General features: G+C 72.9%; 19 protein-coding genes. 8 read left to right on the plus strand and 11 right to left on the minus strand.

From position 1 onward, the window contains the following. The 3 genes from TR48_RS24910 to TR48_RS24920 form a co-directional block, all read left to right on the plus strand. The coding region (locus TR48_RS24910) for an OsmC family protein (protein WP_042371161.1) at positions 1-213 on the plus strand (213 nt) is incomplete at its 5' end. Between the two features lie 159 nt (positions 214-372). Next, entirely contained in the window at positions 373-1,416 is a 1,044-nt protein-coding gene (gene lgt / locus TR48_RS24915) for a prolipoprotein diacylglyceryl transferase (RefSeq protein ID WP_063771053.1), read from the plus strand. Between the two features lie 127 nt (positions 1,417-1,543). After that, positions 1,544-2,533, plus strand: coding sequence for a DMT family transporter (locus tag TR48_RS24920; RefSeq protein WP_063771054.1), 990 nt, complete (start codon positions 1,544-1,546; stop codon positions 2,531-2,533). Between the two features lie 126 nt (positions 2,534-2,659). On the opposite strand, the gene TR48_RS24925 is transcribed toward TR48_RS24920, so the two are convergent. Then, positions 2,660-3,778: an FAD-dependent oxidoreductase gene (locus tag TR48_RS24925; RefSeq protein WP_236652316.1), complete on the minus strand. Its 1,119-nt coding sequence runs from the start codon at positions 3,776-3,778 to the stop codon at positions 2,660-2,662. A gap of 127 nt (positions 3,779-3,905) precedes the next feature. On the opposite strand from TR48_RS24925, the gene TR48_RS24930 reads away from it, so the two are divergent. Continuing rightward, positions 3,906-4,361, plus strand: a complete 456-nt coding sequence (locus TR48_RS24930; protein ID WP_042371166.1) for a universal stress protein — start codon at positions 3,906-3,908, stop codon at positions 4,359-4,361. 27 nt (positions 4,362-4,388) lie between these two features. On the opposite strand, the gene TR48_RS24935 is transcribed toward TR48_RS24930, so the two are convergent. Next, positions 4,389-4,712, minus strand: a complete 324-nt coding sequence (locus TR48_RS24935) for a hypothetical protein (protein ID WP_042371168.1) — start codon at positions 4,710-4,712, stop codon at positions 4,389-4,391. A 258-nt stretch (positions 4,713-4,970) separates the two neighbouring features. Then, a complete protein-coding gene (locus tag TR48_RS24940; protein ID WP_042371171.1) occupies positions 4,971-5,714 on the minus strand; it encodes a Mut7-C RNAse domain-containing protein in 744 nt (247 codons plus the stop codon). A 110-nt stretch (positions 5,715-5,824) separates the two neighbouring features. On the opposite strand from TR48_RS24940, the gene TR48_RS24945 reads away from it, so the two are divergent. Continuing rightward, positions 5,825-6,235: a DUF3224 domain-containing protein gene (locus TR48_RS24945; RefSeq protein ID WP_042371173.1), complete on the plus strand. Its 411-nt coding sequence runs from the start codon at positions 5,825-5,827 to the stop codon at positions 6,233-6,235. On the opposite strand, the gene TR48_RS24950 is transcribed toward TR48_RS24945, so the two are convergent. Continuing rightward, positions 6,220-8,655, minus strand: a complete 2,436-nt coding sequence (locus TR48_RS24950; RefSeq protein ID WP_174501736.1) for an ATP-binding SpoIIE family protein phosphatase — start codon at positions 8,653-8,655, stop codon at positions 6,220-6,222. The two genes, TR48_RS24945 and TR48_RS24950, sit on opposite strands and share 16 nt — an antisense overlap. A 148-nt stretch (positions 8,656-8,803) precedes the next feature. Between TR48_RS24950 and TR48_RS24955 the strand changes: the two genes are divergently transcribed. Both TR48_RS24955 and TR48_RS44490 read left to right on the plus strand, forming a co-directional pair. Then, positions 8,804-9,412: a helix-turn-helix domain-containing protein gene (locus TR48_RS24955; protein ID WP_042371175.1), complete on the plus strand. Its 609-nt coding sequence runs from the start codon at positions 8,804-8,806 to the stop codon at positions 9,410-9,412. Beyond that, entirely contained in the window at positions 9,405-9,626 is a 222-nt protein-coding gene (locus TR48_RS44490) for a DUF6126 family protein (protein WP_042371177.1), read from the plus strand. The genes TR48_RS24955 and TR48_RS44490 overlap by 8 nt, the downstream gene beginning before the upstream one ends. Before the next feature lie 28 nt (positions 9,627-9,654). Here TR48_RS44490 and TR48_RS24965 read toward each other — a convergent pair whose 3' ends face one another. Together TR48_RS24965 and TR48_RS24970 are read right to left on the minus strand one after the other, a co-directional pair. After that, positions 9,655-10,263: a cysteine hydrolase family protein gene (locus TR48_RS24965; RefSeq protein WP_042371180.1), complete on the minus strand. Its 609-nt coding sequence runs from the start codon at positions 10,261-10,263 to the stop codon at positions 9,655-9,657. A gap of 111 nt (positions 10,264-10,374) precedes the next feature. Beyond that, entirely contained in the window at positions 10,375-11,103 is a 729-nt protein-coding gene (locus TR48_RS24970; protein ID WP_042371182.1) for a hypothetical protein, read from the minus strand. Positions 11,104-11,289: 186 nt separating this feature from the next. Here TR48_RS24970 and TR48_RS24975 point away from each other — a divergent pair, with 186 nt between their 5' ends. Then, a complete protein-coding gene (locus TR48_RS24975) occupies positions 11,290-12,204 on the plus strand; it encodes a hypothetical protein (protein ID WP_042371184.1) in 915 nt (304 codons plus the stop codon). Positions 12,205-12,223: 19 nt separating this feature from the next. On the opposite strand, the gene TR48_RS24980 is transcribed toward TR48_RS24975, so the two are convergent. From TR48_RS24980 to TR48_RS25000, 5 genes are all read right to left on the minus strand, one after another. Then, positions 12,224-12,571, minus strand: a complete 348-nt coding sequence (locus tag TR48_RS24980) for a VOC family protein (protein WP_042371185.1) — start codon at positions 12,569-12,571, stop codon at positions 12,224-12,226. 9 nt (positions 12,572-12,580) lie between these two features. Next, positions 12,581-14,101 (minus strand): protein kinase domain-containing protein, encoded by a 1,521-nt coding sequence (locus TR48_RS24985; protein ID WP_052442981.1) that lies wholly within the window; start codon positions 14,099-14,101, stop codon positions 12,581-12,583. Positions 14,102-14,191: 90 nt separating this feature from the next. Further along, complete coding sequence (locus tag TR48_RS24990; protein WP_042371228.1) at positions 14,192-15,484, minus strand: sugar ABC transporter permease; 1,293 nt, start codon at positions 15,482-15,484, stop codon at positions 14,192-14,194. A gap of 47 nt (positions 15,485-15,531) precedes the next feature. Then, positions 15,532-16,362: an ATP-binding cassette domain-containing protein gene (locus TR48_RS24995; protein WP_236652317.1), complete on the minus strand. Its 831-nt coding sequence runs from the start codon at positions 16,360-16,362 to the stop codon at positions 15,532-15,534. Further along, positions 16,359-17,483, minus strand: a complete 1,125-nt coding sequence (locus TR48_RS25000; protein ID WP_042371188.1) for a sugar ABC transporter substrate-binding protein — start codon at positions 17,481-17,483, stop codon at positions 16,359-16,361. Before TR48_RS25000 ends, TR48_RS24995 begins: the two co-directional genes overlap by 4 nt. Positions 17,484-17,598: the final 115 nt, after the last annotated feature.

A 17,598-nucleotide genomic window follows, 5' to 3' on the forward strand; every position in this document is an offset into this window, starting at 1 on the left:
AAGATCGACACCAGCGAGACCTCGGTGACCGCGGAGGTGAGCCTGGGCGCCAACGGCGACGGCGGCTACGGACTCGCCGTCGTGCTGCGGGTCGAGCTCCCGGACGCGCTGCAGAACGAGACCGGGCACGGCCTGGTCGAGCGCGCGCACCAGGTGTGCCCCTACTCCAACGCCACGCGCGGCAACATCGACGTCGAGCTCGTCGTCGAGTAGCAGACTGGAAGTCGCGGACCGGTGACGGAACGCGAAAACGACTGGTCGCGCAGCGCCGGTCAACGGACGCAGCGCATGTAGGGTGGGGCCCGCAGCATTGCGGGCCCCCGTGCGTTCGGGCGCGGTCGCCCGCCCGGTCTCTCGAGGGAAGCGGCCCCGATGGAACTCGCGTACATTCCCAGCCCTTCACAGGGCGTCTGGCACCTGGGCCCTGTGCCGATCCGCGCGTACGCGCTGTGCATCCTGGCCGGCATCGCGGCCGCCATCTGGCTGACCCGCAAGCGGTGGATCAAGCTCGGCGGCAACCCCGAGGACGTCTTCGACGTGGCCCTGTGGGCGGTCCCGTTCGGGATCGTCGGCGGGCGGCTCTACCACGTGATCACCGACCCGGAGCTGTACTTCAAGGCCGGTGAGCAGCCCATCCGGGCGCTGTACATCTGGGACGGCGGCCTCGGCATCTGGGGTGCGGTCGCACTCGGCGCCGTCGGCGCGTGGATCGGCTGCCGCCGCAAGGGCATCCCGCTGTCCGGGTTCGCCGACGCGCTGGCCCCCGGCCTGATCCTGGCGCAGGCGATCGGGCGCTGGGGCAACTGGTTCAACCAGGAGCTCTACGGCAACCCGACCAAGCTGCCGTGGGGCCTGGAGATCAACAAGATCAACGCGGACGGCAGCGTCGTCCACGGGGTCTTCCAGCCGACCTTCCTCTACGAGTCGCTCTGGGACCTGATGCTGGTCTTCGTGCTGCTCTACGCGGACCGCCGCTGGAGCATGCACAACGGGCGCCTCTTCGCCCTCTACGTCTCCGGCTACACGCTCGGCCGCTTCTGGGTCGAGGCGCTGCGCAGCGACCACGCCAACCGCTTCCTCGGCCTGCGCCTCAACGACTGGACGGCGCTGCTGCTGTTCGTGGCCGGCCTGGTCTACCTCTACGTGACGCGCGACAAGCCCGCCCCGGAGAATCCCATCGGGGCCTCGCGGATCAACCCGCCGGCGGTGGACGGGGAGGCCCCGGCGGAGCCGGACGCGTCGCTCGACGAGGACGTAGAAATCACCGAGCCGGCCGAGGACGTGGCGGACAGGGCCGAGGCTGCGGAAGCCGCAGAGACAGCTGGAGCCGAGGGCCCGGAGGAAGGCCGCCGCCGCGCGGCCAACGGCTCCACGGCCAGCGGTTCCGCGGGGATGAGCCCCAAGCAGCGCGCCTGACCGCGCCGGAGACGTTTTTGCAGCGGAAGTTCCGGCGTCCCGCTGGGTAGCATGCCCACAGAGCCGATCAATCGGTTCGGCCGGCGTCCAGCCGGTGAGGGGGCGGAACCGTGGGAGCGACGTGTCTGTGACGGCGGTGCTGTCGGTGGTGTTCGCGGTGTGCGCCGCGATCAGCAACGCCATGGGCACCGTGCTGCAGCGGCGCGCGGCTCTGATCGTGCCCCGCTCGCAAGGCTTCCGCCTCGGGCTGATGTGGGATCTGCTGCGCACGCCCGTGTGGCTCTTCGGGATACTCGGCGTCGTCTTCGCCGCCGCCTTCCAGGGCCTCGCGCTCGCCACCGGGCCCCTGGCCGTCGTCCAGCCCATCTTCGTGCTGGAGCTCCCCGCCGCGCTGATGATCGGCGGCATGGTCTTCCACCGCCGGATGCCGACGCTGGCCTGGATCTGGGTCGCCTGCCTGGTCGGCGGGCTCGGCCTGGCCCTCGCCGCGGCCGCGCCCAGCGGGGGATCGCTCCAGCCCGGTGTCGGCCTGTGGGTGCTCGCGCTGGCCAGCTGCGGCGGCGCCGTGGTCGTGCTCTGCCTCGCCGCGCTGCGCCGCCCCGTCGGCGGCGCCCGCGCCGTCTGCCTCGGCCTCGCTGCGGCGATCGGCTACGCGCTGACCGCGGCGCTGATGAAGTCGGCGACCGACACCCTCGACCACCAGGGCGTCGCGGCGTTCTTCACCTCCTGGCAGACCTACGGCTTCGCGGCGGTCGGCGTGTGCGCGCTGTTCCTGCTGGAGAACGCGATGCAGGCCGGTCCGCTGGTGGCCTCGCAGCCGGCGCTGACCCTCGGCGACGCGCTGGTCAGCCTCTCGCTGGGCGTCACGCTCTACAACGAGACCGTGCGGGTGGGCTGGTACCTGATTCCGGAGATCATCGGCGTGATGCTGGTCGCGCTCGGCGCGATCGGGCTCTCGCGCCTCCAGATGCGCCCCCAGGAGGGCGAGGCCCAGGGCAAGGGCGGCGGCGACCAGGACCCGGTGCCGGGATCCGGCGCGAGCCCGAGCTCCACCGTCAGCCCAGGCGACCGCCACGGCGGCGCCCCCGCCCACACGGCGGCCCCGCCCAACACCTGAGGCGCGGTAGGGGCGGCAGTCGGGGCTTCGGCTGCCAGGTCCGGTGCGGGTCCGGGGTTCAGCCCCCGTCTGGCCGCTCGGCGGCTCGGGCAGGTAGCCGGCGTCCCCGGGCTCGGCAGCAGGGGTTCAGTCCTGGATCGAGGCGAGGGCCGGTGGGGCTGCGGTCGACTTCAGGTAGCGGTCGACGGCGACGGCTGCCGCGCGGCCGGCGCGGTTGGCGCCGATGGTGCTGGCCGAGGGGCCGTAGCCGACGAGGTGGATGCGGGGGTCGCGGGCGGCCTGGGTGCCGTCCATGCGGATGCCGCCGCCCGGCTCGCGCAGCCCCAGCGGGGCGAGGTGGCCGACGGCGGCGCGGAAGCCGGTGGCCCAGACGATCGCGTCGACCCGCTCGGCGTGCCCGTCGGCCCAGACCACGCCGGTCTCCGTGATCCGTTCGAACATCGGCAGCCGCTGCAGCGCCCCCCGCTCGCGGGCCAGCAGCAACGCGGGGGAGGGCGGCAGGCCCGTCACCGACACCACGCTCCCGGGCGGCAGACCGGCGCGGACGCGTTCCTCCACCCTGGCGACGGCGGCTCGGCCCAGCTCCTGCGGGACGAACGGGTCGTCGCGGAAGACCGGGGGGCGCCGCGTGACCCAGAGCGTCCTGGCGACGGCGGCCGTCTCCGCGAGGATCTGGACCGCGGAGGCTCCGCCGCCCACGACCAGGACCGTCCCCATTCCCTCGAACTCCTCCGGGCCCCGGTACGCCGAGCTGTGCAGCATCCGGCCGCGGAAGCGCTCCGCGCCGGGGTAGCGCGGCACGAACGGACGGGTCCAGGTCCCGGTCGCGTTGATGAGCGCCCGCGCGGCAAAACTGCCGCGGTCGGCCTCGACCAGCAGCCGCCCGCGGGGGGCGGCGGACTCGGGGCGGACGGAGGTGACGGTGACCGGGCGCAGGACGGGCAGTTCGTGGTCGCGCTCGTAGGCGGCGAAGTAGCCGGGCAGCACGTCCCGGGCCGGGAGCTGGGGTGCGAGCGGAGGCAGCGGGGCGTCGGGCAGCTCGTGGAAGCCGTGGACCATCGCCATGGTCAGCGACGGCGGCCGGTGCTGCCAGGCGCCTCCCGGCGCGGAGTCGGCGTCGAGGACGACGAAGTCGTCGAGCAGCCGCAGGCCGCGCCGCCGCAGGTGGTGGGCGGCGGAGAGCCCGGCCTGCCCGGCGCCGATGACGACGACCTCGACCTCTGTTGTTGCAGTCTCAACACTCACACCCATGAAACATCTGCACGGAGCAGGGACTTCCCCCGGAACCACTCTGACGGCGCGTGTTGCAGCCGGGCGGGTGCGGGAGAGGATGAGAGCGTGGCCATGCGTGGACGAACACGGAGGAAAGCCCATGGCCCGGAACGGCGAGCTGCCCGACGTCATCGTGGTGGGCGTGGACGGCTCGCGGCACGCCGGTGAGGCGCTGCGGGCGGCCCTGCGGCAGGCCGAGCTCACGGACAGCCTGGTGCACGCCGTGCTGGCATGGGAGTGGCCGAGCATCTTCTCCGTGCCGGAGCCGCTGCCCGGACAGGAGGGGCTCAGCTTCGAGGAGCAGGCGGAGCGCCGGCTCGACGCGGCCGTCGAGGACGTCGCGGGGCCGGGTCCGCAGCCGCGGATCCGCAAGCGGGTGTTGCAGGGGAGCCCCACGCAGGTGCTGCTCGACGCCGCGCAGGACGCCGCGCTGCTGGTCGTCGGGAGCCGCGGCTACGGCGGGTTCAAGGGGATCATGCTCGGGTCGGTCAGCCAGCACCTGGCGCAGTACGCGCCGTGCTCGGTGCTGATCGTCCGCTCGCACGAGGACCGCTGACGCCCTGCGGCCGGCTCGGGCGTCAGTTCAGGCCTGGCCGGTCTCGAAGCGACGGACGTGGCCGTCCGCGACGTCGAAGCGCCAGACGGTGCTCATCTCGCCCCAGGTGTCGTTGCGGAACCTCGCCAGCAGGGTCTGCCCGCCGTTGGACTCCTTCTGGACGTCCATGCGACCGCCGTTGTCGAAGATCTCGCGGTCGATCCACTCCTGCAGGTTCCGGTCCGAGCCGTCGTCCGACATGGTCGCGTCCGAGGCCAGCAGGCCCAGGAAGGCGTCGCGGTCGTGGGCGTTGATCGCCTCGACGACGCGGCGGACGACGGGGTCGGAGAGTTTCGCGGTGGCAATCGTCATGCCTTCCAGCGAACACCCGGCCGCTCGACGCCGCATCGCACGGACGGCCGTTCAGGGCAAGGTCGCGGCGCGCGAGCCTCAGGGCCTGGTCCGGGTGACCCGACACAGGAGGCGCGGGAGCGCGCCCTCCCCGAACGGGCGGACGTGTCGGCGGCGGCCCGTCGGTGGCCGTCTGGTCCGCGACGGCCTCGTCGGCGGCGGGACCGCCGGAGGAGGGCTCGGTGGGGCGGTGCACGCGTGCGGCCCGCTACCGGCCCCCTACCGGTCTTCGGCCGCGCGCGCGTCCGCGCGGCGCAGGGCGTCCGCGACGATGTCGTTCAAGCCGTCCTGGTGGGCGCCGCGCCAGTACGCCCGGCCGCAGGTCATGCACAGCGCGAAGGTGTCGTAGGAGCGCTCCGTCCCGGAGCGCAGCTGCGGGCGGACCTCCTCCAGCGTCGCCGGGCGCAGCCCGCCGTTGCAGGCGGTGCAGCGGGTCCACGGCGCGAGGGGCGGCACGAAGCGCTCGAGCACGTCGGTCAGCTGCTCCTCGGGGCGGTGGCTGTAGATGTACGCGCCGGCCCACAGCTCGCGGCGGTGCAGCAGGCCGCGGTCGCGGGACAGCATGACCCGCTGCTCGCGCGCGGACTGCGCGGCCAGCGCGGCGTCGCCGATGTCCAGCCGCTCGTAGGCGGCGTCCACGCCGAGCAGCCGCAGGCGCCGGGCTAGGGTGCCCAGGTGCACGTCGAGCAGGAAGCGCGGCGGGCCGGGCAGCGGCTGCGGACGGGTGACGGGGGATACGTGGATGCGCTCGCCCGCCGTCGGCACGTGCGAGGCGTCGCTCGCGCTCCCGTCGACCGCCAGGCCGCCGACCTCGGTCAGCGGGACGCCGAGGGACTCCACGACGTGGCCCAGCGTGGACGCGCCGTCGGTGCGCACCAGGGCGCCCGCCGCGGCGCGCCGCGGGGCGGTGACGAAGACGTGCAAGTCGGGGTCGAAGCTGACGATGATCTCCGGTCCGTCCACGCGGCCAGCATGTCACCGGCGCGTTGTTCGAGGCCAGCGGATTCCGACCGGTTGCGATCGCTTCTGGGGTTCGTCCCCGGTTGTCGGTGGCGGCGGCTAGCGTGAGCGCCATGAGAACCAACGGCACGTTCTCCGTCGTCGCGATGCAGCCGGTCTCGGCCGACGAGCTCTCCGGCAAGGTGGGCACCGCCCTCGCCACCGGCGTCGCGACCATGGAGAAGCACTTCGCCGGGGCCGTCGAGGGACGCTCCGAGACGCTCTTCACCTCCGCCTACGACATCGGCCGCGGGGTCGGCACGTACGTGGCCATGGAGTCCTTCGAGGGCACGGTCGACGGCCGCTCCGGCACGTTCAACTTCGCGCACTCGGCGACGACGGACGGCGACAACCGGCGCGACGAGTTCTTCGTCCTCGTGCCTGGCAGCGGCACGGGTGAGCTCACAGGCATAGCGGGCACGGGCGGCCTGACCGTCGAGGCCGACGGCACTCACCGGATCTGGCTCGACTACACCCTGGGCTGAGCCCTCCCGCCGTTCCCCTCGTCCTGGCCGCCCTTGTCCTGGCCGCCCTCGCTCTCCCCGCGCCGCTCGTTCTTCTCGTGGATCTCGAACCAGACGACCTTGCCCTCGCCGCTCGGGCGCACGCCCCAGCGGTCGGCGAGCAGGTCCAGCAGGACGAGGCCGCGCCCGGAGGAGGCCATCTCGCCCGGGGAGCGCAGGTGCGGCAGCTCGTCGCTGCCGTCCGAGACCTCGATGCGCAGCCGGCGCCCGCACGGCGCGCCGGAGAGCTCGGCCAGCAGCGCGCCCTCCTGGTCGGTGTGCAGCAGCACGTTGGTGAGCAGTTCGGAGACGAGCAGCACCGCCGCGTCGGCGTCGTCGGGGCTGTTCCAGTCCTGGAGGATGCCGCGCAGCTCGCGCCGGGCGGTGGCGATGCGCGCCGGCTGGCCCTGGCCGACGGTCACCACCAGGCGGCGGCCGACGGGCCTGGGCGCGCCGTCGATCGGGTCGCGGCGGAGCAGCAGCAGGGCGATGTCGTCCTCGCGGCGGTCCGCCAGCCGCCCCGGGCCGTGGTGGGAGCCGGGTCCGTGCACCGCGCTGATCAGGGCGTCGGCCATGCCCTCCAGATCGGCGGCGGGGCCGGGGGACACCACGTCCCGCACCCGGATCCAACCGCTGAACATGTCGTGGCCGCCGGTCTCGATCAGGCCGTCGGTGCAGACCAGCAGCACCTCGCCGACCTGGAGCTCCAGCTCGGTGACGGGGTAGTCCTCGCCCTCGGGGGCGAGGCCGAGCGGCAGGCCGCCGTCGACGTGGCGGATCACGGTGGTGCCGTCGGGCATCCGCAGCACCGGGTGCGGATGCCCCGCGCGGGCGATCTCCAGGCGTCCGTTCGCGGGATCGGCCTCGATGTAGAGGCAGGTGGCGAAGCGGTCCGCGTCGAGGCTGGCGAGAAACCGCGAGGCGCGGGCCAGCACGGCGTCGGGCCGGTGGCCCTCCACGGCGTAGGCGTGCACGGCCGTCCGCAGCCGGGACATCACCCCGGCGGCGTGCACGTCGTGGCCCTGCACGTCGCCGACGACCATGGCGATCCGGCCGCCGGGCAGGTCGACGACGTCGTACCAGTCACCGCCCACCAGCAGGCCGCCGCCGGTGGGGACGTAGCGGGCGGTCACGGTCAGACCGTCGATCTCGCGCGCCGAGTCGCCCATGCTGCGGCGCAGACCGCGGGAGAGGGCCCGCTCCGCCTCGTTGGTGTGGGCGCGCTCCAGGGCCTGGGAGAGCATGCGGGCCACGGTGGAGAGGACGGCCCGCTCGTCCGGGCTGAACGCGACGGCGGTCTCGAACGCCGCCAGCCACGCGCCGGTGGTGCGGCCCGCCGTCACCAGGGGCAGAAACGCCCACGACCGGCGGTGGAAGGGCTCGGCGAGCGGCCATGTCGCGGGGAAGTGCCGCGCGTACTCGGCCGGGGAGGAGAGGTAGATCGGCCGGCCGGTCCGCACCACCTGGGCCGCCGGGTACTCGGTGTCCAGCGGCATCTCGAACGCGCCGGACTGCGAGGGGGCGTGTCCGTGCTGGCCGACGACGGTGAGCATGGCGCCCTTCACGCCGAAGACGGCCTGGGCGTCGGGAGAGAAGCCGGGCATGGCCAGGGTCGCCGCGACGCGCAGCACCTCGCTGGTGGTGCCCGCTTCTGCCAGGGCGCGGCCCGCGTCCAGCAGGAAGGCCTCGCGGGAGCGGCGCAGGTCGGCGGCGGGCAGCCGTGGCGCCGCCGCCGTGGGCAGCGCGTTGAGCTCGTGGATCTGGCGGCGTTCGCGCGCCGCGTCGGCCGGTGAAGTGCCCGGGTGAGGGTCGGTGGGCCGGCGGGTGTGCCGCTCGTGTGGGGCGGTGCCGTCCCGCGCGCCGTCGACCGGCGGGTGGGGCGCGGCGCTCGGGTCGGGGCCGGGGACGCGGCTGCGGCCGTCGAGGACGGTCCCCTGGAGGCTGTACGGGCTGTTCGCCGGGCCAGGGGATATCTGCAGATGGAGCGTGCGCAGCAGGCGGCCGTCCGGCGTCACCACGCGGACGCGGACCTCGCCCGGTCGGGCCTCGCTCACGATCAGCTGGGAGAGGGCGCTGAGCCGGACGAAGTCCTCTCCGTGCAGGCGGGCGCGGACCGTGGCGGCGTTCGGCATGGGCCCGTCGAGGGGGAGCCCGAGGAGTTCGCGGGTGCGCGCGTCGGCCTCGACGATCCCCGCGGCGCGGTTCCAGCGCCACACGCCGATCCCGGCGGAGGCGAGGACGGCGGCGGTGAGCGCGTCGGGGGTGAGTTCCTCGGCGGCGGGCTCGCCGGTCGGCGTGCGGGAGTCGGGGCGCACGGCGGCCCGCGTCGCCGACGGCGTGCCCGCCTGCGCTGCCGGAGGCGCGGCTGCTGGGCGCGCGACCGGGTCTGATGCGCTGGCCATCGGCAAGGCCCCTTCGACTACGGATTTATGTGATCACCCTACGGCCCGATGCCCCCTCAGGTCGCGGCGGCTATCAAGATCGACCCGGGAATTTGCCTCTGGGGCAAAGAGCTTGCCTGCTGGGCCGTGGGGGGTGTGCACTGGGGTCATGGACGCAGACGCCGCCGACGCCGCCGGACCGGGGCTCGGGCCCGAGGACCTCCCGGGCCTGGGAGCCCGCCTGCGCGAGCGCCGCCTGCGCAGCGGCCTGACCCTGGAGGCCGCCGCAGCGCGCGTCGGTCTCTCCCCGGCCCATCTCTCCCGGCTGGAGACCGCCAAACGGCAGCCCTCCTTGCCGGTGTTGCTGGGCCTGTCCCGAGCTTACGCCGTTCCCCTCGACGTCCTGCTCGGGGAGGCCTCCGCGGCGCCGAGCGCGGTGATCCGCGGCGGCTCCGCGGAGCCGAGCCTCGCCGGCGGCTGGACCTACCGGCCCGCAGGCGCCCCGGGCCGCGCGATGCAGGCGCTGCGCGTGCACGTGCCGCCGGACATCCAGGACGCGGTCGTGCGGGTCCACCCCGGCGAGGAGTGGCTCTACGTGCTCAGCGGCCGCCTCGTGCTGACCCTCGACCGCGAGCGCCACCTGCTGGAGCCGGGCGACTCCGCCCACTTCGACTCCATGCGTCCCCACCGCCTGGCGGCGGACACGCCGACCGGCACCGATCTGCTCTTCCTGCACACGCTGCTGCAGAGCCCGACCTCGGAGTTGTGCCTTGGCTGACCACATCGACCCCCTGCCCGCCGGCGCGCTGACCGCCGGTCCCCTCCCCACCGTCGCCGCCCCTGCCGAGTACGTCCCCGCCGGGCCCGTCGAGGACGGCGCGAAGCGGACCGCGCGCCGCGTCAACATCCGCGTCTTCATCTACGTGATCGGCCTGCACGTCTTCGCGGGCTTCGCCATGCTCCTCTTCTACGCCGCCGGCCACCGCAGCTGACGCCCCCTCGCCTGCGGCCCCTCGGGGCTCACGGCAGGCGGGCGATCAGCTCCGCCGAGGTCTGCGGGGTGGAGAACATCGGGAAGTCGTAGGTGATGGCGTTCTCGTGCTCCTCCTTGGAGACCGCGGCCGTGCAGTCCGTCAGGGTGATCACCTGGTAGCCGTTCTCGTAGCCCGTGCGCATCGTCGACTCCACGCAGCAGTTGGTGAGGAAGCCGCCGATGACGAGCGTGGTGATGCCCTTGCTGCGCAGGATGAAGTCCAGGTTGGTGCTGGCGAAGGTGTCCAGCCCGCGCTTGCCCTCCACCACGATGTCGCCCGCCTGCGGTGCCATCACGTCGGCGATCTCCGCGCCCCAGGTGCCCTTGACGAAGGCGTTGCCGTCCACGACGCCCTTGAGGATGCCGTAGGGATGGCGGGTGATCTCGTGGTAGCCAGGTGCGAAGGAGATCGGGGCGTGCACGACCGTGACCCCGGCCCGGCGCGCGGACGCGACCAGCTCCCGGGTGTTGTCCAGCATGCCGGTGGCCTCCATCACCGGGCGCACCGCCTCGTGCAGCACCCCGCCGTCGGAGACGAACTCGTTCTGAAACTCGATCAGGAGCAGCGCCGTGGTGCCGGGGTCCAGAGTCGTCATGCCACCCACTCAAGCACGCGCCACGCCCCCTGACGAGACCGCCTTCGGGTGACGCGCGGGGGTGGTGACGCGCGGTGGTGATGACACGTGGGGTGGTGACGCGCGGCCGGATCAGGCCTGCGGCACGCCCTCCTCGCGCAGCAGTCGCAGGAAGGCCCGGATGCCGTTGATGACCTCCTGGTTGTCGGTCAGGCTGCCGAGTGTGTCCTCGAACCTGCGCCCCAGGGCGTGGATGCGCACCTCGAGCTGGTCGTCGCGCCGACGGGCCAGCACGGCGAGGCGGTCGAGCTCCTGGGCCAGCCGGCGGGTCTCGGTGTCGAGGCCCGCGACGCCCGCCTCCGCGGTGTCCAGCCGGGCTTTGAGCGCGATGATGTCGTCCCGCGGGAAGGTCGCCTCCTCCCGCAGCGCGCCGATCCGGGTGCGCAGGTGCCGCAGCCAGGCCTCGGCCGGGCGCAGCACCGTCGCGACCAGGTAGAACGCGCAGAACCAGTAGCCGACGGCCTGGCCCGAGACCGCCGCGACCACCCCGATCACCAGGGCTGAGAGCAGGTGCGCGGCGATCGCCGACCGCAGCAGGCGGGTGGCGATCCGCTCCGCGTCCCGCTCACGGCCCTCGGCGATGTCGAGTCCGGCCGCCCGCCCCTCCGCGATCTCCCGGCGCGCCGTCCGCGCCTGGAAGTACAGGTTCCACGGCACCGTCAGCAGCACGGCCAGCCAGATCAGGCAGACTGCCCCCGCTCCGAACCCGAGCAGCACCGACGTCGACGCGTGCGCGACGAAGTGCAGCAGCACGCCGAGGGCGGCCGCGCCGACCACGACGATCCCCAAGAAAGCACCCATGTCTCGATCTTGGAGCGACGGAGCAGGGGGGACCAGGGTGTTCCTACTCAGGACCATCTGGGCGAATCAGCCTGGAAACGAATGTCGTATGACTGTGTGTGCGAAGCCCCGTCCCAGCATGGTCGAGGGGCCACCGCGCGATCAGGGCAGCGGACCGGCCCCTCCGAACCGAAAAGAGGACGCTGCGTGCTGAGACGGACCAAGCTCGCTGCCGCGATCACGACGGCCACCGTGGCCCTTGCCGGGCCTGTGGTCGTGGCCGGCCCCGCCGCCCAGGCGGCCACCCCGGACCACAGTGCCCACAAGCCCGTCAGGGTCGTCATGACCAACGCGGGCTTCACCCTGCCCAAGGAGACCCGCGCTGGCTTCGTGACCTTCGCCGTCAGCACCGAGGACGCGGGCGGACACGAGCTGCAGGGCGTGCAACTGCACAAGGGGGTGAGCCTCGCGAAGTTCACCGCCGAGCTCCGTCTGGCGGTGAGCAACGACCCGAAGCAGGCGGCGGCCGGGATCTCCGCTGCCGAGCGTGACGCGACGGCTGTCGGCGGGGCCTCGGTCGAGCCGAGCACCGCGGTGGACGTCACCATCCCGCTGTGCAGGGGCACCTACTACTTCTTCGACTTCACCCAGCTCTTCGTGCCGAACGCCGCGATCACCTATCACAAGCTGGAGGCCAAGGGCCGGTTCGAGGGCCGGACCCCGGCGCACGGCGCCGAGATCGACCAGGTCGAGACCAAGGCAGGTCCGCGGTTCGTGACGCCGAAGGCGATCGACCCGGACGACACGATCCTGGTGCGGAACAAGGCCGACGAGTTCCACGAGGCCATGTTCCAGCGCGTCAACCGCGGTGTGGACAACGCCAAGCTGACGAAGTTCTTCAACGCGCTCAAGAACGGGCAGAACCCCGGGTTCAATCCGTTCGCGGAGAACGTCTCACGCGGCGCGGCGGCGATCTCGGGCGGACGCATCGAGCTGATCAGGTTCCACGCGCAGCGCGGGCACTACGCCCTGCTCTGTTTCATCCCCGACAACCAGTCGGGCATCCCGCACGCCTTCCTCGGCATGCACGCCGTCGTCAGGCTGGCGGAGTCGTCCAGCTGAGCCGACGCGACGGCGGGGTTCATCCGTTCGCGCGGGGGTGGCTCGGCTCGTAGAGGGCCAGGTCGCCCCCGCCCGGCAGGCGCAGGCCCGTCAGCAGCCCCCAGGCGAGCTGCTCCACGGGGCGGGTGAACTCCACGCCCTTGGCCTGCAGCTCGGCCATGGTCCCCATCAGGTCGTCGCACATCAGCATCAGCTCGTGCGAGTGGACGGACGTGGCCGGGTGGAAGGCGATCTCGGCCGGCGGCGCCTGGAAGATCAGCCAGCCGCGGCCCGCGTCGACGGACGGCATGCCGAGCACGTCGCGGAAGAAGGCCCGGTCGGCCTCGGCGTCGCTGCTGTAGACGACCACATGCGCACCATTGATCACGTCTCGACGCTACGGCCCTCCGGCCCCCGCGGCAATCCCGGACGGGCGGGAGACGGACAGCTCCACGGCTGCGCCGCGTTGCAGTTCGGTCCCCGCCGCGGGGTCCTGGGAACAGACGGTGCGCGGCGCGGCCCTGGTCCCGGCGCAGGAGCCGACGGACACGTGCCCGATCCGCAGGCCGGCTGCCTGCAGTTCACGGCGGGCACGGGCGAGGCTCTGCCCCTTCAGTCCCGGCAGGGCGTGGGTGGCGGCGGTGGCCGCGGGAGCGGAGCCGCCGGAGGCGAACCAGCCGCCGACGGAGACCGCGGCGGCCACCGCGACGGTCACGGCCGTCACGCCCACGAGTCGTCGCCGTCCACGATGCCGTGGACGCCTCCGTGAGTCGCCGCCCGGCTCGGCTCCGGCCTCGCTCGCGGCCCCGGCCTCGCTCGCGGCCCCGGCCTCGGGGGCGAAGCCGGAGCCGGACGCGGCCCATGCGTCGGACGCGGCCCGTGCGTCGGACGCGGCCCGTGCGCCCGAAGCGGAGGGGTCCGTGGCGGCCGGGCGGGGGCGCAACGGCATGGTCGCGTGCGTGCCCGGCCAGGACGGCGCCGGCAGCTCGACGAGCGTGGGCGCGTGGCCCGCCGTCGTGTGGCCCGCCGCCGTGTGCGGCGGCGTCGCGGCCGCCTCGGCCTTCAGGACCGCGCGTACCGCCGCTCCCATCGCGGCGGCGTCCCGGTAGCGCTCGGACGGCTCGCGGGCCAGGGCCCGCTGCGCCAGCGCGTCCACCTCGGGAGCGAGGGACGGCACGAGCAGCGACGGCGGCTCGGGGTCCTCGTGCAGGTGGCGCCAGACCGTGTTCAGCGGCGTGTCCGCGGTCAGCGGCAGGACGCCCGTGAGCAGCTCGTGCAGCAGGCAGCCGACGGCGTACAGGTCGCTGCGCGCGTCCGCCGCCTCGCCGCGTGCCTGCTCGGGGGAGAGGTAGTCGGCGGTGCCGATGACCATCCCGGCAGCCGTCAGCGCCTGCTCGGCGACGGCCTCGCCGCGGCCGAAGCTGCGGGCGATCCCGAAGTCCATGAGCTTGACCGCGACCGTCCCGTCCTCGACGACCATCACGTTCGCCGGCTTGACGTCCCGGTGGACCATGCCGTGCCGGTGCGCGTGTTCGAGCGCGTCCAGGATCTCGGCGACGACGCGCAGCGCCTGACGCGGCGGCAGCGGGCCGTCCTCGGCGAGGACCTGCGCGAGCGTCCGGCCCGGCAGGTACTCCATCACCACGTACGGCAGGTCGAGATGCGGGCCGGCGCCCTCGCCCGAGTCGAAGACCGCGACGATGCCGGGGTGGTTGAGCGAGGCGGCGGCGCGCGCCTCGCGGCCGAAGCGCACGCGCTGCACCGGGTCGGCGGCCAGCTCGGGCCGCAGCACCTTGACCGCTACGGAGCGGTCCAGACGCAAATCGCGGGCACGGTAGACCTCGGCCATGCCGCCGCTGCCGAGCAGTTCGCACAGCAGGTAGCGGTCGCCGAGCGCGGGAGGCTGGAGGGTGTCCACGACGCGATGCTGGCCCGGTTCTTTGTGGGAATCATGTGATCCCCGCAGAGAACCGGGCCAGGATGTCCGGCCAGGGCGTTCGGTCGGACCTCAGGCGCGACCGGAGGACTTCTGCGTCCGGCGGGACAGCGAGTCGACGACCACGGCGGCCAGCAGCACGCCACCGGTGATCATGTACTGGATGTCCAGGGTCAGGCCGAGCATGAAGAGTCCGGCGTTGATCGACTCGATGACCAGGATGCCGAGCAGGGCGGACCAGACCCGGCCGCGGCCGCCGAAGAGCGAGGTGCCGCCGATGACGGCCGCGGCGATGGCCATCATCAGGTTGTTCGGGTCCGCGCCCGCCTGCCCGGCCGCGTTGGTGGTGGCCGCGATGGCCAGACCGCCGAGCGCCGCGAAGGTCCCGGAGATCGCGTACACCGAGATCCGCACCATGGGGACGCTGATACCGGCACGCCGACTCGCCTCGATGTTGCCGCCGACCGCGAACACCTTGCGTCCGTAGGTCGTGCGGCGCAGCACGAAGTCGCAGATCACCAGCAGGGCCAGGAAGATGACCGCGTTGTTCGGCACGCCCGAGGCCCGGTTCAGGATCCAGGCGACCAGGAACGCCCCGATGGCCAGCACCACCGTCCGGGCCACCAGCTCGCCGGTGGGGCGGGCCGGCACGCCGGCCGTCCTGCGTCGGCGCTGCTCCAGGAAGCCGCTGGCGCCGAAGCCGACCACCGCGATGCCGGCCAGGATGTAGGCGCCGGCGACGTCGCCGCCCAGGAAGTAGGAGTTGCCGGAGAAGAGCGCGTTCAGCGCCTTCGGCTCGAGGTTGATGGTGCCGGTCGAGCCGAGCAGCCAGAGCATGACGCCCTGCCAGGCCAGGAAGCCGGCCAGGGTGACGACGAAGGCCGGCACGCCGATCTTGGCGAAGATCCAGCCCTGCGCGCCCCCGATCGCCATGCCGGCGAGCAGCGTGACGATCACCGCCAGCCAGGCGTTCCAGTGGTGCTCGACGGAGAGCACCGCGTAGATCGCCGCCGCCAGGCCGCTGACCGAACCCACCGACAGGTCGATCTCGCCGAGCAGCAGCACGAAGACCAGGCCGGTGGCGAGCATGCCGAGGCCGACCATGTAGTAGACGATGAACTCGGCGTTGGCGGCGCTGAAGTACTGGCTGTTCTGGAGACTGAAGATCAGCCAGATGATGATCAGGCCGATGACCACCGGCAGCGAGCCCAGCTCACCGCCGCGGACCTTGCGCTTGAACTCGTCGACGTACCCCCGCAGACCCTCCTGCCGGACCAGCAGACGCGGGTCCACGGGGGGTGCGACGGCGGCCGACGGCGTCGGATCGAGACCCGGCGGCGGCTCCAGCGGGTTGAACCCGCTCAGCGGATCGGACGGATCCGGGGAGCCGGAGGGACGGGTGGGAGGTGTGCTCACGCCTCTCCTTCCGCACGCGGCCAGGTGGCGCGCGCCGCGCGCCGGGTCACCGCGTTGTCGGTGGCGCCGGTGATCGCGGCGATGATGGTCTCCTGCGTGGTGCCGGCCATCGGGAACGTGCCGTTGTTCCGTCCGAGCCGCAGCACCGCGACGGTGTCGGCCACCGCTGCCACGTCGACCATGTTGTGGCTGATCAGGATGACGCCGAGATCGCGGCCGCGCAGCCGCTCGACCAGGTCCAGGACCTGCGCGGTCTGCTCGACGCCGAGGGCGGCGGTCGGCTCGTCCAGGATGACGACCTTGGGGTCGCCGATCAGCGAGCGGGCGATCGCGACGACCTGCCGCTGACCGCCCGACAGGCTCGCGACCGGGATCCGCACACTCGGGATGCGGATGGAGAGCGTGTCCAGCAGCTCCTGGGCGCGCTTCTCCATGGCCACCTCGTCGAGGGTGCCGTGCGTCGTCAGCTCGCGGCCGAGGAAGAGGTTCGCGACCACGTCGAGGTTGTCCGCGAGCGCGAGGTCCTGGTACACGGTCGCGATACCGAGGTGCTGGGAGTCCTGCGGCCGGTGGATGGAGACCGGCCGCCCCTCCCACACGATCTGGCCGTCGTCGATCGTGTGGACGCCGGCGATGGACTTGACCAGGGTGGACTTGCCGGCGCCGTTGTCACCGACCAGCGCCACCACCTCGCCCGCGTGCACCTCCAACTCCACGTCGGTCAGGGCCTGCACGGCGCCGAAGCGCTTGGAGACGCCGCGCAGGGCCAGGACCGGCTCGCCGTCGGCCAGGGCCGAGGCGTAGGAACCGGCGACGGGGTCGGTCACGACAGACCCGCGGACTTGCAGGCCGCCGCGAAGTCCGGGGTGCAGATCTGGGCGACGGTGTAGAGGCCGTCGGCGACGACGGTCTGCTTGATGTTGCTCGTGTTGACCAGGACCGGGGTCAGCAGGTCGGACGAGACGGTGTTGCCGGAGCCGTTCACCTTGGTCGCCTTCGCGATGGTGGTGATCGGCGCCCCGGTGAGCAGGTTGACGGCGATCTGGGCCGCGGCGTCGGCCTCGGGCTTGTAGGCCTTGTAGATCGTGAAGGACTGGGTGCCGGCCACGATCCGCTGGATGGCGTCGAGCTGGGCGTCCTGGCCGGTGAGCGGCAGGTGACTGAGCCCGGCGTTCTTCATCGAGGTCGCGATACCGGCGGCCATGCCGTCGTTGGCGGAGTAGAAGGCCGCGATGTTGGACGCGCCGAGCTGGTTGATCGCGGCGGTGGCCTTCTGGGCGGCGACGTCCGGCTTCCACAGGCCGGAGGCGTCGTAGGCGATGTCGACGTGGCCCTTGACCGCGTTCTGGAAGCCGGCCTTGAAGTCGGCCGCGTTCGGGTCGGCCGAGTCGCCGTCGATCTCGACGATCTTCGCGCTCGGGGTGGCCTTGGAGCCCATCGCGGCGAGCAGTCCGGTGCCCTGGAGGTGGCCGACCACGACGTTGTCGAACGACACGTAGGCGTCGACCGGGCCCTGCGCCAGGCGGTCGTAGGCGACGACCTTGATGCCCTTGGCCTTGGCGGCGTCCACGGACGACTTGATCTGCGCGGAGTCCTGCGCGTCGACCACGAGGACCTTGATGCCCGAGTTGATCATTGTCGTGGCCTGCTGCGCCTGGGTCTGGGCGCTGCCGCCCGCGTTGGCGTACTTGACGGTGACGTTGGGCGCGAGCGCCTTGACCTCGGCCTCGAACAGCGGCTTGTCGAACTGCTCGTAGCGGGTCGTGGTGTTCTCCGGCAGCAGCAGGCCGATGCTCCCGGTTGCGTTGGCCGCCGAGCCCCCGGTTCCCGATGCCGCGGGTGAGGACGAAGAGGAGGAGCTCCCCGCCTTCCCGCACGCCGCCGCGGCCAGAACCAGCGAGACGACGGCGGTGGCGGTGACGGCGCTCTTGAGAGGGGTCTTGTTCACGTGACGGCCTTCCTGGGACGAACTGCTGGTGAATAAACGCAGTACGGCCTTCCGATTGAAAGTCTCGCGCGCGAGGGCCCCTGCCGACACGCCCGGGCACGGGGTGAGATTCGCT

Origin of the sequence: Streptacidiphilus neutrinimicus (genome assembly GCF_000787815.1) — a bacterium.
GTDB lineage: Bacteria > Actinomycetota > Actinomycetes > Streptomycetales > Streptomycetaceae > Streptacidiphilus > Streptacidiphilus neutrinimicus.